The 13,125-nt window shown below is 59.6% G+C and carries 16 protein-coding genes; 8 read left to right on the top strand and 8 right to left on the bottom strand.

Translation table 11 applies throughout. From position 1 onward, the window contains the following. The 4 genes from FUU19_RS18225 to FUU19_RS18240 all read left to right on the top strand — a co-directional run. Positions 1 to 1,003: Orn/Lys/Arg family decarboxylase (locus FUU19_RS18225; protein WP_488266387.1), on the top strand; the 1,003-nt coding region annotated here is incomplete at its 5' end. Between the two features lie 68 nt (positions 1,004 to 1,071). After that, entirely contained in the window at positions 1,072 to 2,523 is a 1,452-nt protein-coding gene (dtpD, locus tag FUU19_RS18230; RefSeq protein ID WP_230491015.1) for a dipeptide permease DtpD, read from the top strand. A gap of 56 nt (positions 2,524 to 2,579) precedes the next feature. After that, positions 2,580 to 3,896 carry a tRNA lysidine(34) synthetase TilS gene (gene tilS, locus FUU19_RS18235; protein WP_230491016.1) on the top strand — a complete coding sequence of 439 codons (1,317 nt, stop codon included), beginning with the start codon at positions 2,580 to 2,582 and terminating at the stop codon, positions 3,894 to 3,896. Between the two features lie 12 nt (positions 3,897 to 3,908). After that, positions 3,909 to 4,226 carry a c-type cytochrome gene (locus tag FUU19_RS18240; protein ID WP_373275578.1) on the top strand — a complete coding sequence of 106 codons (318 nt, stop codon included), beginning with the start codon at positions 3,909 to 3,911 and terminating at the stop codon, positions 4,224 to 4,226. Positions 4,227 to 4,276: 50 nt separating this feature from the next. Here FUU19_RS18240 and rof read toward each other — a convergent pair whose 3' ends face one another. Both rof and FUU19_RS18250 read right to left on the bottom strand, forming a co-directional pair. Next, positions 4,277 to 4,534, bottom strand: coding sequence for a Rho-binding antiterminator (gene rof / locus FUU19_RS18245; protein ID WP_230491023.1), 258 nt, complete (start codon positions 4,532 to 4,534; stop codon positions 4,277 to 4,279). After that, positions 4,527 to 4,727 (bottom strand): YaeP family protein, encoded by a 201-nt coding sequence (locus FUU19_RS18250; protein WP_004931993.1) that lies wholly within the window; start codon positions 4,725 to 4,727, stop codon positions 4,527 to 4,529. The genes rof and FUU19_RS18250 overlap by 8 nt, the downstream gene beginning before the upstream one ends. Before the next feature lie 213 nt (positions 4,728 to 4,940). On the opposite strand from FUU19_RS18250, the gene FUU19_RS18255 reads away from it, so the two are divergent. The 3 genes from FUU19_RS18255 to nlpE are packed head-to-tail and all read left to right on the top strand — an operon-like array spanning position 4,941 to position 6,619. Continuing rightward, entirely contained in the window at positions 4,941 to 5,489 is a 549-nt protein-coding gene (locus FUU19_RS18255; protein WP_025304016.1) for a YaeQ family protein, read from the top strand. A gap of 3 nt (positions 5,490 to 5,492) precedes the next feature. Next, positions 5,493 to 5,906 (top strand): alternative ribosome rescue aminoacyl-tRNA hydrolase ArfB, encoded by a 414-nt coding sequence (arfB, locus tag FUU19_RS18260; RefSeq protein WP_004931997.1) that lies wholly within the window; start codon positions 5,493 to 5,495, stop codon positions 5,904 to 5,906. A 29-nt stretch (positions 5,907 to 5,935) separates the two neighbouring features. Then, positions 5,936 to 6,619 carry an envelope stress response activation lipoprotein NlpE gene (nlpE, locus tag FUU19_RS18265; RefSeq protein WP_197834265.1) on the top strand — a complete coding sequence of 228 codons (684 nt, stop codon included), beginning with the start codon at positions 5,936 to 5,938 and terminating at the stop codon, positions 6,617 to 6,619. A gap of 60 nt (positions 6,620 to 6,679) precedes the next feature. Here the strand turns inward: nlpE and proS are convergent, their stop codons facing one another. The 6 genes from proS to metN form a co-directional block, all read right to left on the bottom strand. Further along, positions 6,680 to 8,398 carry a proline--tRNA ligase gene (gene proS / locus FUU19_RS18270; protein ID WP_230491017.1) on the bottom strand — a complete coding sequence of 573 codons (1,719 nt, stop codon included), beginning with the start codon at positions 8,396 to 8,398 and terminating at the stop codon, positions 6,680 to 6,682. Between the two features lie 120 nt (positions 8,399 to 8,518). Beyond that, positions 8,519 to 9,226, bottom strand: coding sequence for a tRNA (N6-threonylcarbamoyladenosine(37)-N6)-methyltransferase TrmO (tsaA, locus tag FUU19_RS18275; RefSeq protein WP_197834264.1), 708 nt, complete (start codon positions 9,224 to 9,226; stop codon positions 8,519 to 8,521). Beyond that, complete coding sequence (gene rcsF, locus FUU19_RS18280) at positions 9,223 to 9,627, bottom strand: Rcs stress response system protein RcsF (protein WP_141967006.1); 405 nt, start codon at positions 9,625 to 9,627, stop codon at positions 9,223 to 9,225. The genes tsaA and rcsF overlap by 4 nt, the downstream gene beginning before the upstream one ends. A 114-nt stretch (positions 9,628 to 9,741) precedes the next feature. Further along, positions 9,742 to 10,557 carry a MetQ/NlpA family lipoprotein gene (locus FUU19_RS18285; protein WP_041036453.1) on the bottom strand — a complete coding sequence of 272 codons (816 nt, stop codon included), beginning with the start codon at positions 10,555 to 10,557 and terminating at the stop codon, positions 9,742 to 9,744. A 39-nt stretch (positions 10,558 to 10,596) separates the two neighbouring features. Continuing rightward, a complete protein-coding gene (locus FUU19_RS18290) occupies positions 10,597 to 11,250 on the bottom strand; it encodes a methionine ABC transporter permease MetI (RefSeq protein WP_004932010.1) in 654 nt (217 codons plus the stop codon). Continuing rightward, positions 11,243 to 12,274, bottom strand: a complete 1,032-nt coding sequence (metN, locus tag FUU19_RS18295) for a methionine ABC transporter ATP-binding protein MetN (protein WP_004932012.1) — start codon at positions 12,272 to 12,274, stop codon at positions 11,243 to 11,245. The genes FUU19_RS18290 and metN overlap by 8 nt, the downstream gene beginning before the upstream one ends. A 188-nt stretch (positions 12,275 to 12,462) precedes the next feature. Between metN and gmhB the strand changes: the two genes are divergently transcribed. Next, positions 12,463 to 13,026, top strand: coding sequence for a D-glycero-beta-D-manno-heptose 1,7-bisphosphate 7-phosphatase (gene gmhB / locus FUU19_RS18300; RefSeq protein WP_043139951.1), 564 nt, complete (start codon positions 12,463 to 12,465; stop codon positions 13,024 to 13,026). Positions 13,027 to 13,125: the final 99 nt, after the last annotated feature.

Below are 13,125 nucleotides of genomic sequence, written 5' to 3' on the forward strand. Positions count from 1 at the left end.
CGTGAAGGGTGACATCAACGAAGAAACCTTCAACGAAGCCTACATGATGCACACCACCACCTCGCCGCACTACGGCATCGTGGCGTCGACCGAAACCGCCGCGGCGATGATGAAAGGCAACGCCGGCAAGCGCCTGATCAACGGCTCTATCGAGCGCGCGATCAAGTTCCGCAAAGAGATCAAACGCCTGAAAGTCGAATCCGACGGCTGGTTCTTCGACGTCTGGCAGCCGGAGCATATCGATGAGCCGGAATGCTGGCCGCTGCGTTCCGACAGCGCCTGGCACGGCTTCAAGAACATCGATAACGAACACATGTATCTCGACCCGATCAAGGTCACCATACTGACCCCGGGGATGAGCAAGGAAGGCGAGATGCAGCCGTTCGGCATCCCGGCCAGCATCGTGGCGAAATACCTCGACGAACGCGGCATCATCGTCGAGAAAACCGGGCCCTACAACCTGCTGTTCCTGTTCAGCATCGGCATCGACAAAACCAAGGCGCTCAGCCTGCTGCGCGCGATGACTGACTTCAAACGCTCGTTCGACCTGAACCTGCGGGTGAAAAACATGCTGCCTTCGCTGTATCACGAAGCGCCTGATTTCTATGAAAACATGCGCATTCAGGATCTGGCGCAGAACATTCACCGCCTGGTGGAGCAACACAACCTGCCGGACCTGATGTACCGTGCGTTCGAAGTGCTGCCAACCATGGTGATGAATCCGTACCAGGCGTTCCAGAAAGAGCTGCACGGCGAAGTGGAAGAGGTCTATCTGGAAGAGATGGTCGGCAAGGTCAACGCCAATATGATCCTCCCATACCCACCGGGCGTGCCGCTGGTGATGCCGGGCGAAATGCTGACCGAGGAGAGCCGGCCGGTGCTGGAGTTCCTGCAGATGCTGTGCGAAATCGGCGCGCATTATCCGGGCTTTGAAACCGACATTCACGGCGCCTATCGTCAGGCGGACGGACGTTATCGGGTGAAAGTGCTGAAGGCGAAATAACCGCAGCCAATAAGAGGGGAGGCGCTCGCGCTTCCCCTTTGCCGTTCACCGACTGATGGGAGACCACCATGAAAACACCCTCACAGCCGCGCGCAATCTACTATGTCGTAGCGATACAAATTTGGGAATATTTCAGCTTTTACGGCATGCGTGCGTTACTGATCCTCTATCTGACCCACCAACTCGGCTATACCGACAGCCACGCCATCGATCTCTACAGCGCCTACGCTTCGTTAGTTTACGTCACTCCTATTCTGGGCGGCTGGCTCGCCGACCGCCTGCTGGGCAATCGCGTTGCGGTGATCGCCGGTGCGGCGCTGATGACCCTGGGGCATATCGTGCTCGGCGTGAGCGCAGTCTCCGCCCAGTCGCTCTATCTGGCGCTGGCGATCATCATCTGCGGCTACGGCCTGTTCAAATCCAATATCAGCTGCCTGCTGGGCGAACTGTATCCGGCGCAGGACTCGCGCCGCGAAGGGGGCTTCTCGCTGCTGTACGCCGCCGGCAACGTCGGATCTATTTTGGCGCCGATCGCCTGCGGGTTGGCGGCCGAGCGCTATGGCTGGCACGTCGGCTTTGCGTTGGCCGGGATTGGCATGTTCGCCGGCTTGGTGATTTTCCTGCTTGGCGGGCGTCACTTCCGCCACACGCGCGGCGTGAATGCACCGCTGATGCGCGCCAGGAGCCTGGGCTTGCCGCACTGGGGTTGGCTGTTGGCGGCGCTGCTGGCGTCGCCGCTGTTCTTCACGCTGCTGTTTGTGCACGACTGGGCCGGCTATTTGCTCGGGCTGGTATGCGTGGCGGCGGTGGTGCTGGTGGCGCGCATTATGCTGCGTGCGGACGCCGGCCAGCGCCGGGGGCTGTGGCAGATCGTTGTGCTGATGCTGCTGGGCACGCTGTTCTGGGCTTTCGCCCAGCAGGGCGGCAGCTCCATCAGCCTGTTTATCGATCACTTCGTCGATCGGCGCTGGTTCGGCTGGACGGTGCCGACCGCCTTGTTCCAGTCGGTTAACGCCGGCGCGGTGATGCTGGGCGGCGTGGCGCTAGCGTGGCTGGCGAGCGGCGACGGGACGGGCGACCGGACGCTGCGCATCTGGTACAAGTTCGCCTTCGGTCTGCTGTTGATCGGCGTCGGCTTTACGCTGATGGCGCTGAATACGCGGCTGAACGGGCCGGGATCGATGGGGCTGATGATCGCCGGTCTGGCGGTGATGGGCTTTGCCGAACTGTTTATCGATCCGGTGGCGATGGCGCAGATCACCCGGCTGAATATTCCCGGCGCTACCGGCGTGTTGACCGGCATCTATATGCTGGCCACCGGTTCGATCGCCAACTATCTGGCGGGCATCATCGCCAATCAGACCGCCGAGGATCACATCGAGGGGGCGGCGATGCAGGCATATGGCCGCATTTTCGCCCAGATCGGCTGGGGGGCGGCCGGATGCGCGCTGGCGGTGATCGCGGTACTGGGCGGCTGGTGGCTGCTGACGCGGCGCCAGGCCAGGACGGTTAATGCTTGATTGATGACGGTAGGCGGGGTTAACGTGCAGCTATGTAGAAGTGACAAAGCCTACCGATGGATACTGATCAATTAACGACGCGGGTAGCGGACCAGTTGGGCGCACAGCAGCGGCTGCTGGTGGCGTTCAGCGGCGGCCTGGACTCCAGCGTGCTGCTGCATCTGCTGGCGACGTTGCGCTGCCAACGTCCGGGGATGCAGCTGCGCGCGCTGCACGTGCATCATGGCCTGAGCGCCTTTGCCGATCGCTGGGTGGAGCATTGCCGCCGCCGGTGTGCCGACTGGCAGATCCCGTTGACGGTGACGCATGTGCAGGTGGACGCCCGCCAGGGCGGCATCGAGGCGGCGGCGCGTGCGGCGCGCTATGCCGCCTTCAGCGCCGCCCTCACGGAGGGCGAAGTGCTGCTCACCGCGCAACACCTCGACGATCAAAGCGAAACCTTCCTGCTGGCGCTCAAGCGCGGCAGCGGGCCGGCGGGGCTGTCGGCGATGGCGGCGCGCGCGACGCTGGGCGAGCACCTGCTGTTGCGGCCGCTGTTGGGCTGTTCGCGTCAGACGCTGGAAAGCTACGCGCAACGCCACGCCTTAACCTGGATAGATGACGACAGCAATCAGGACACGCGCTTCGATCGCAATTTCCTGCGGTTGCAGGTGTTGCCGCAGCTCAACCAGCGCTGGCCGCACTTCGCCTCGGCGGTAGCGCGCAGCGCCGGCCTGTGCGCCGAGCAGGAGCAACTGCTGGACGAACTGCTGGCAGAACCGCTGCAAAGCCTGTTGGCGGCGGATCGCTCATTGGCGATTGACGGCCTGACTGACTGTTCGCCGGTGCGGCGCTTCGCCTTGCTGCGGCGCTGGATCGCATTGTTTAACGTCACCATGCCGGCGCGTGAGCAGCTTCAGCGCCTGTGGGAAGAGGTGGCGCTCAGCCGGGAGGATGCCGAACCGCAGCTGCAGCTCGGCGCCTATCAGATTCGCCGTTTCCGCGGCCGATTGCACCTGTTGCCGCCGCTGGCGGCGCTGCGCGATGTGCATCTGCCCTGGCAGCCCGACCAGCCGCTGACGTTGCCGGACGGGCTGGGGCAGTTGATTGCCGGTGAGGGCGAGCTGGTGCTGCGCGCACCGCAGCCATCGCAACAGGTCAGCGTTCGGTTCGGCGGCGTGCAGGGTGCGGTGCGCATCGTGGGGCGCGTCCATTCGCGGCCGATAAAAAAACTGTGGCAGGAGCTGGGTATTCCTCCCTGGCAGCGTGAACGCATCCCGTTGATTTATTATGATGAGCAGTTGATCGCCGCGCTGGGCGTATTCGTCTGTGAGGCGGGGCAGGTGCCGGAAGGCGAACGCCCGTGGCGATTGCGCTGGGAAAAAAAATCATAATCGCGAGGAGCAATGATGAAGTTTATGGGGATCACGCTGTTGGCCGCCGGCCTGTTCAGCCTGCCGGCGTTGGCGGCGGGGGATGCGGCGGCCGGTCAGGCGAAAGCCGCCGCCTGTGCGGCCTGCCACGGCGCGCAGGGCAAGGTGACGGTGCCGATGTACCCGAATCTGGCCGGGCAGAACGCCATGTACCTGCAGCACGCGTTGCAGGCGTATAAGAAAGGGGAGCGCAACGGCGGCCAGGCCGAGGTGATGAAGGCCTACGTGTCGGGGCTGTCGGATGACGATATCGCCGATCTGGCGGCCTATTACGCCAGCCTGAAGCCTTAAATGACGAGGGCAGCCGTTGGGCTGCCCTGTTGGGATGGGGTTACCGCTGCTCAGTCCGACAGACTGACGACCACGGTACCGATTTCCGGATGACTGAAACTGCTGATATGGTCCAGGCGCAGGTCGCGCTGCTGGCCGTTCTGTTCGATGGTCAGATACTCAACGCGTTTCTTTTGCAGCAGGTCGATCGCCTTGGCCTCGATCATTTCTCCGTCGCGTAACTCCAGCTTCAGAATAAGTTTATGCTGACAGGCGAGTTCCAGGTTGTCGTAGTCATCGCAATTGATGGGTTGGTACTCATCATTCATCAACATAGTCGCTCACCAATAAGTTAGCGGCGGCAAAGGCCGCCTGTTCCCTAACGGAGGACGGTAGCGCATCGTTCGCTGCGACATCGTCCAATGCCTTTAACGCACAAGCCAGCGCATCAGGCACGTAGCCAAGATCTCCACTGCCAATCTCGGCGTAAGTACGGCGTACTAACTCACAGTATTGTTGCACAGTTTCCTCCCTTAAGAACCTCTGCATCATCAAGACTACTATCGCGATGAGGCGCAGGCTCTCGGAGTTTTATCCTATCCTAGACGACTATAGCACAGCTGTTATGGAGTTATCAGCACCCCGGCACGCCTTTCGCACTGCCGCGGCCTGGCCGCGCTGGCGGGGTTTGGCCCTGATCAAGTACACTGTCGCCGGATAATAACGAGGTCACCCATGGCGCTGAAAGCAACCATTTATAAAGCCGCGGTCAATATTGCTGATATGGATCGTCACTTCTACCACGACGCTACGCTGACGCTGGCGCAACACCCGTCCGAAAACGAGCAGCGTATGATGCTGCGTTTGTTGGCCTGGATCTGCCATGCCGACGAGCGGTTGGTGTTCACCAAAGGGCTGAGCGCCGACGACGAGCCGGAGATCTGGCAGCGCAACGACCACAATGGGCTGGAAATGTGGATCGAGATGGGATTGCCCGACGAAAAACGCATTCGCAAGGCCTGCAACCAGTCGCCGCGCGTGGTGCTGTACGCCTACGGCGAGCGCGCCGCGCACGTTTGGTGGCAGGGAATGCAGGGTAAGGTGGCCGGCTACAAGAACCTGAGCGTGCGTTTCCTCGACGACGAGCAGCTGGCGCGCCTGACGGCATTGGCCAGCCGCACCATGACGCTGCAGGCAACGCTGCAGGAGGGAACTATTTGGCTGTCCGATGCTCAGAATAGTCTGGAAATCCAGTTTGCCGAGTGGCAGCAGGCACAGGTGTAACCGGTGCTGGAACTGTCAAGAAACGTAGCCATACCGGATAATGAGCTGGAATTGACGGCGATCCGCGCGCAGGGCGCGGGCGGCCAGCACGTGAACAAAACCTCAACGGCGATCCATTTGCGCTTTGACATCCGGGCATCCAGCCTGCCAGAGTATTATAAGGAAAGGCTGCTGGCGCTGAATCATCATCTTATTACCGCTGATGGCGTGGTGATTATCAAGGCGCAAGAGTATCGCAGTCAGGAATTGAATCGCGAAGCGGCGTTGGCCAGGCTGGTCGCGCTGATTCAGCAGGCGATGGTGGTGGAAAAAACGCGCAAGGCGACCAAGCCGACGAAAGGAGCGAAACTGCGTCGTCTGGAAGGCAAGACGCGTAAAGGCGCCACCAAGGCGCTGCGTGGCAAGGTTCGCACTTAGGAATACATGAACACAGTAGGAGAATAACTGTGAAGAAAATTACGATAGCCCTGTTCTTGGCGGCAGGCGCACTCTCGTTGTTGGGATGCAACAATCATTATCAGCCGAAGGAACAACCGCTGCAGGCGATGCCGCAGAGTTATCAAGGATTGTTGCCTTGCGCCGATTGCGGCGGTCTGGATACGGCGCTGTTCCTGGATGAGGACGGCACCTTTGTGCTGCAGGAAACCTATCGCGACACCAAAGACGGCGATCAGACCTTTGCCGACTACGGCAAATGGGCGCGCACTGCGGATAAGCTGGTGCTGACCGACAGCACCGGTGAAAAACGCTACTTCCGTCCGGTGGGCAAGAGCCTGGAGATGCTGGATCGCAGCGGCGTGCCGATCGAATCCAAGCTGAATTACCGCCTCGAGCCGGTTGAAAAACCGTTGCCTAAAACCCCGATGATGATGAAAGGCAGCTACAGCTATATGGCTGACGCGGCGGTGTTCAAAGATTGTGCCACGGGCATCACGTTCCCGGTGGATAACAACATCGCGCTGGAGCAAGGTTACGCCAAAGCCAACAAAAATGCCGGCGAGCCGGTGTTCCTGACCTTCAATGCGCACTTCAGCGTGCAGCCATCGATGGAAGAAGGGCAGATAGAGAAGGCGGTGGTGCCGGACGGCAAAATCGCGTTCGACCGCAGCAAGAACTGCAGCAGCAAGTAAGCGTTTTCGGACATAAAAAAACCCGCCTAGGCGGGTTTTTTATTTTCTGGCGTTCGTCGCTTAGCGTTTGATCTGGCCCAGCAGGAAATCAACGATTTCGCCGGTTTTAATCATTTGCTTCTCGCCGACGCGGCGGTTCTTATACTCGATCTCTTCGTTGTCGAGGTTACGGTCACCGATGACGATAGAGTGCGGCACGCCGATCAGCTCCATATCCGCGAACATCACGCCCGGACGCTCTTTGCGGTCATCGAGGATCACATCGATGCCGTGGGAACGCAGGGTGTTGTACAGCTCTTCAGCCAGCGCCTGCACGCGGAACGACTTGTGCATGTTCATCGGCAGAATGGCGACCTGGAACGGCGCGATGGCGTCCGGCCAGATGATGCCGCGTTCGTCGTGGTTCTGCTCGATGGCGGCGGCCACGACGCGCGTGACCCCGATGCCGTAGCAACCCATGGTCAGCACCTGATTGCGGCCGTCTTCGCCTTGCACGGTCGCTTTCATCGCTTCCGAATACTTGGTGCCGAGCTGGAAGATATGGCCCACTTCGATACCGCGTTTGATCAGCAGCGTGCCCTGACCGTCCGGGCTGGCGTCGCCTTCCACCACATTACGGATATCGGCCACCTGCGGCAGCGGCAAATCGCGCTCCCAGTTGATGCCGAAGTAGTGTTTGCCGTCAACGTTGGCGCCGGCGCCAAAGTCGCTCATCGCCGCCACGCTGCGGTCAGCAACCACCGGCATCGGCAGGTTGACCGGGCCGAGTGAACCCGGGCCGGCGCCGACGATGGCGCGAATTTCTTCTTCGGTGGCGAAGGTCAGCGGCGCAGCTACCTGAGCCAGCTTCTCGGCCTTGATTTCGTTCAGCTCGTGATCGCCGCGCACCAGCAGGGCAACCAGCTTGTGGCCGCTCTCTTCGGCGGCGTGCACCATCAGCGTCTTCACGGTTTTTTCCACCGGCAGCGCGAATTGCTCGACCAGCTCGGCGATGGTTTTGGCGTTTGGCGTATCCACCAGGCGCAGCGCTTCGCTGGCCGCCGCGCGTGGAGCCGCCGGCGCGACCGCTTCCGCCAGCTCGATGTTGGCGGCGAAGTCGGAACCGGTGGAGAACACGATATCGTCTTCACCGCTGTCCGCCAGCACCTGGAATTCGTGCGAGGCGCTGCCGCCGATCGAGCCGGTATCGGCCTGCACCGGACGGAAATCCAGGCCCATGCGGCTGAAGATTTTGCTGTACGCTTCGTACATTGCGTCGTAAGTCTCCTGCAGAGACTCCTGCGAGGTGTGGAAGGAGTAGGCATCCTTCATCAGGAACTCGCGGGAACGCATCACGCCGAAACGCGGGCGCACTTCATCACGGAACTTGGTCTGGATCTGGAAGAAGTTCAGCGGCAGCTGTTTGTACGAGCTGATCTCGTTGCGGATCAGATCGGTGATCACTTCTTCATGCGTCGGGCCCAGCACGAACGGACGATCGCCGCGGTCGACGAAGCGCAGCAGCTCGGGGCCGTATTGCTCCCAACGGCCGCTTTCCTGCCACAGGTCGGCAGGCTGAACCACCGGCATAGACACTTCGATCGCATTAGCATTGTTCATTTCTTCGCGAACGATGTTTTCAACCTTTTTCAGAACGCGCAGGCCGGTCGGCAGCCAGGTATAAAGACCGGAGGCCAGCTTGCGGATCATCCCGGCGCGCAGCATCAGCTGGTGGCTGATCACTTCGGCGTCGGCAGGTGTCTCCTTCAGAGTGGAGAGCAGATATTGGCTAGTACGCATGGTGTTTTGGTTCCGTTAGAACTGCAAATTGCATCGGGCTGCCAGAGTGGCGGCCAAAAGTGACAAAAGTGGTTTAGTTTACCAGCGCGAGCGGGTTGCCAAAAGAGAGGCGGCGGAATTTTAACGCGGGTCGAGCGCCAACACTTCGGTATGGCCGTCCACGACGCGCCAGCGCACGTTGAAATCCAGCAGCCAGACGGCGTAATCCCGTTCGACGTCCTCTCCTTTACGATAGGCGGGACGGGGGTCTTGCGCCAGCACCTGGCTGATAAAACGCCGTAATTGCGGGTAACGCGCCTGATGTTGCTGCAGCTGCTGCTCGGCCTGCGGCGCGAAACGCACCGGCATATCGCCGGCGGGCGCGGCCTGAGCAAAGCCGGCGCGGGCCTGCGGTTGGCTCTCGGCGAACGGCAGATACGGCTTGATGTCCACCACCGGGGTGCCGTCGACCAGATCGAGGCTGCCCAGTTCCAGCACCACTTCGCCGTTTTTTACTCGCACATCTTTCAGCTCAATGAGCGACATGCCGAGTGGATTGGGGCGGAAGGTGGAGCGGGTCGCGAACACGCCCATGCGGGCATTGCCGCCTAAACGCGGCGGGCGCACCGTCGGCCGCCAGCCGCCCTCCAGGGTTTGATGGAAAATGAACATCACCCACAGATGGCTGAAATCGCTGAGGCCACGTACCGCCTCCGCCTGGTTGTAAGGCGGCAGCAGCAGCAGTTCGCCGCCACCGTCTTCGACCAGTCCCGGCTGGCGGGGAACGGCGAATTTTTCTTTATACGGCGAGCGGATCACGCCGATCTGCTCGAAAACGAATTCGGTCATTTGGACGAGACGTTAAGCGCCGAGCCCTGGCAGACGGCCTGCTGGTAACAACCGGCGACGCCGCTGACAATCTGGCAGTCGTGCAGCAGCACGGCGTTGGCCTTCATGTAAGACGCGCGGATTTGCATGCGTTTACGGGCGGTAGCCAGATTCGGTGGGGAGTCTTGTACTGTGGTTTGGCACGATTCGCCGGACACTTCACCCAGATCGCGGAATGGCTTGCCCACGAGCTCTTCTGCACTTTTGTACAGTTTTACCGGAGCGGGGCGGGCGGCCGGCGTGGTCTTGGCCGGGCTGGTGGTGGTCGGCTTGCTGGTGCTGCTTGTTGAGGACGGCGCGATACGTTGCGATGAACATCCGGCCAGCGCAAGCGCTAACAAACAGAGAGGTAAAACACGCATTGAGATTCCTCTGCCTTAATGAAAGTGGCGCTATTGAAGCAATCTATGGCGGAAATAACAAGACGGGCCTTGGCCCGTCTTGCAATTATAGGAATAAAATTGGCGAATAAGCGCTTACCAGCCTTTCACCGCACCGCCGTTGAAGATTTTGTTGGCGGCGGCGTCAACTTCGTCAGACTGATAGGCCTGCACGAATTTCTTCACGTTTTCCGCATCTTTGTTATCTTCACGCGCAACCAGCAGGTTGACGTAAGGCGAGTCTTTATCTTCCACGAACAGACCGTCTTTCGCCGGCGTCAGGCCGATCTGGCTGGCGTAGGTGGTATTGATCACCGCCAGCGCGATCTGCTGATCGTCCAGAGAGCGTGGCAGCTGAGGCGCTTCCAGCTCAACCAGCTTCAGGTTTTTCGGGTTCTCGGTCACGTCCAGCACGGTCGGCAGCAGGCCAACACCGTCTTTCAGTTTGATCAGGCCGACTTTCTGCAGCAGCAGCAGCGAACGGCCCAGGTTGGTCGGATCGTTAGGCAGTGCAATCTGAGAACCGTCTTTCAGCTCGTCCAGCGATTTGATTTTCTTGGAGTAACCAGCAATCGGGTAAACAAAGGTGCTGCCGACCGGCACCAGCTTGTAGCCGCGATCTTTGATTTGCTGATCCAGGTATGGCTTGTGCTGGAAGGCGTTCAGGTCGATATCGCCTTTGCTCAGCGCTTCGTTCGGCAACACGTAGTCGTTGAAGGTCACCAGCTCAACGTCCAGACCGTATTTCTCTTTCGCCACTTTCTGAGCGACTTCAGCCACTTGCTGCTCAGCGCCGACGATCACGCCGACCTTGATGTGGTTTGGATTTTTTTCATCCTGGCCGCAGCCCGCCAGAGCCAGAGTGCCGATCAGTGCGCCAATTGCCGCGATGGATTTAAATTTTAACGACATATCCCTTCCTCATTAGACTCGCATTAACATGCTGTGAAACTATTTATGGGTAACGGCTTTGACGATGCGATCGCCGCAGAACTGGATCAGATAAACCAAAACTACCAGTAATACTAATACGGTATTCATCACTGTGGCGTTATAACCGATATAACCGTATTGGTAACCGATTTGGCCCAGGCCACCGGCGCCGACCGCACCGCCCATGGCGGAGTAGCCCACCAGGGTGATCAGCGTGATAGTCGCGGCGTTGACCAGGCCCGGCAGGGCTTCCGGCAGCAACACTTTCTTGATGATCTGCATCGGCGTGGCGCCCATGGCGCGCGCCGCTTCCACCAGACCAGACGGGATCTCCAGCAGGGCGTTTTCCACCATGCGTGCGATGAACGGCGCGGCGCCCACGGTCAACGGCACGATGGCCGCCTGCAGACCGATAGAGGTGCCGACGATCATGCGGGTAAACGGAATCATCCAAACCAGCAGGATAATGAACGGGATGGAACGGAAGATGTTCACCAGCCCGGACAGGATTTTATACAGCGAGTTGTTGGCGATGATCTGCCCCGGGCGGGTGACATACAGCAGCACGCCGACCGGCAGGCCGAGCACGAAACCGAAGAAGCCGGAGACAAAGGTCATCATGACGGTTTCCCACACGCCACGCGCCATCAACCACATCATTGCCTCAGACATAACCCAGAACCTCTACTTTTACCTGATTTTCTTGCAGGAACTTAATCGTCGCCAGCGCGTCTTCGTCGCTGCCGTGCAGCTCCGCCAGCATCACGCCGAATTTCACGCCGCCGGCATAATCCATCTGGGCGCTGATAATGTTGTTGTTTACGTTGAAGCGGCGAGCGGCTTCAGACAGCAGCGGCGCATCGACCGACTGGCCGGTGAATTCCAGGCGCAGCAGCGGCTGGCGATCGCCCTGACGTTCCGGCGACAGGCGCGCGGCGTAGTCGTCCGGGATATCCAGATGCAGCGTGGACTGAATGAACTGCTGGGCCAGCGGGGTTTTCGGGTGTGAGAACACTTCGCTGACGCTGTCTTTTTCGATCAGTTGCCCCTGGCTGATGACCGCGACCTGGTCGCAGATGCGTTTCACCACGTCCATTTCGTGGGTGATGAGCAGAATGGTCAGGCCCAGACGGCGGTTGATGTCTTTCAGCAGTTCCAGGATGGAACGGGTGGTGGCCGGATCCAGCGCGCTGGTGGCTTCGTCGCACAGCAGCACTTTGGGGTTACTGGCCAGCGCACGGGCGATCGCTACGCGCTGTTTCTGGCCGCCGGACAGGTTGGCCGGATAGGCGTCGTGTTTGTCCGCCAGGCCGACCAGCTCCAGCAGTTCGGTCACGCGCTTTTTGATCTCGGCGCGCGGCGTATTGTCCAGCTCCAGCGGCAGCGCGACGTTGCCGAACACCGTGCGGGAAGAGAGCAGGTTGAAGTGCTGGAAGATCATGCCGATTTGGCGACGGGCGCGCGTCAGTTCGCTTTCCGACAGCGAAGTCAGATCCTGACCATCGACCAGGACCTGGCCTGATGTTGGGCGCTCCAGCATGTTGGCGCAGCGGATCAGCGTGCTTTTGCCGGCACCGGAAGACCCGATAACGCCATAGATTTGCCCGGCAGGGACGTGAAGGGTCACGTCAGAGAGCGCGGTAATGGTGCGCGAACCCTGCTGGAACACTTTAGTGATGTTAGAAAGTTTAATCATATTCTTCTTATTTTAGCGTGGTTGCCCGTGGCTAGATAAAAGTAAACCTCGGCGTGGAACCCAGGTATGGGTCAGATGTTAAGGCGTCTAGACGTCTAAGTCAACGGGCAACGACGTTCTCCGGCGTTCTCAGTGCGGGGTAAAACATGCGATACTGTCAGCGTATACAGGCCCTCAGGAGCAAAGCGGTGACACAAAGCGTTCCAGCAATTTTTCTCGATCGTGACGGTACGATTAACGTTGACCATGGCTATGTCCATGAAATCGACAACTTCCACTTTATTGACGGCGTGATTGACGCCTGTCGCGAACTCAAAAAGATGGGCTTCGCGTTGGTGATGGTGACCAACCAGTCCGGCATTGCGCGCGGCAAGTTCAGCGAAGACCAATTTATGTACCTGACCGAGTGGATGGATTGGTCGCTGGCCGATCGCGACGTCGACTTCGACGGCATCTATTTCTGCCCGCATCATCCGGAGGCAGTAATAGAAGAGTATCGTCAGGTGTGTGACTGCCGCAAACCGCAGCCGGGCATGCTGCTGCAAGCGCAGCAGGAATTGAACATCGATATGGCCGCTTCTTATATGGTGGGCGATAAACCGGAAGATATGCAGGCGGCGATCGCGGCCGGCGTTGGCACTAAGGTGCTGGTGCGTACCGGCAAGCCGGTGACCGAGCAGGGCGAAAAGCTGGCCGATTGGGTGCTAAATAGCCTGGCGGACCTGCCGGCAGCCATCAAAAAGCGGGTTTAATAGGCGTTACGAATGAATAGTGAGCGGTCAGATAAAAAATGCAGATTATCGCTTGTCATTCTGAACCGGCTCCCTATAATGCGCCTCCATCGACACGGA

The organism is Serratia montpellierensis (genome assembly GCF_020858655.1).
Lineage (GTDB): Bacteria > Pseudomonadota > Gammaproteobacteria > Enterobacterales > Enterobacteriaceae > Serratia > Serratia montpellierensis.

Excerpts from the sequence above, each read along its gene's own strand:
- dtpD (WP_230491015.1), top strand. The coding sequence starts at position 1,072 with ATGAAAACACCCTCACAGCCGCGCGCAATCTACTATGTCGTAGCGATA.
- tilS (WP_230491016.1), top strand. The coding sequence starts at position 2,580 with ATGGATACTGATCAATTAACGACGCGGGTAGCGGACCAGTTGGGCGCA.
- FUU19_RS18240 (WP_373275578.1), top strand. The coding sequence starts at position 3,909 with ATGATGAAGTTTATGGGGATCACGCTGTTGGCCGCCGGCCTGTTCAGC.
- rof (WP_230491023.1), bottom strand. The coding sequence starts at position 4,534 with ATGAATGATGAGTACCAACCCATCAATTGCGATGACTACGACAACCTG.
- FUU19_RS18255 (WP_025304016.1), top strand. The coding sequence starts at position 4,941 with ATGGCGCTGAAAGCAACCATTTATAAAGCCGCGGTCAATATTGCTGAT.
- proS (WP_230491017.1), bottom strand. The coding sequence starts at position 8,398 with ATGCGTACTAGCCAATATCTGCTCTCCACTCTGAAGGAGACACCTGCC.
- tsaA (WP_197834264.1), bottom strand. The coding sequence starts at position 9,226 with ATGACCGAATTCGTTTTCGAGCAGATCGGCGTGATCCGCTCGCCGTAT.
- rcsF (WP_141967006.1), bottom strand. The coding sequence starts at position 9,627 with ATGCGTGTTTTACCTCTCTGTTTGTTAGCGCTTGCGCTGGCCGGATGT.
- FUU19_RS18285 (WP_041036453.1), bottom strand. The coding sequence starts at position 10,557 with ATGTCGTTAAAATTTAAATCCATCGCGGCAATTGGCGCACTGATCGGC.
- FUU19_RS18290 (WP_004932010.1), bottom strand. The coding sequence starts at position 11,250 with ATGTCTGAGGCAATGATGTGGTTGATGGCGCGTGGCGTGTGGGAAACC.
- metN (WP_004932012.1), bottom strand. The coding sequence starts at position 12,274 with ATGATTAAACTTTCTAACATCACTAAAGTGTTCCAGCAGGGTTCGCGC.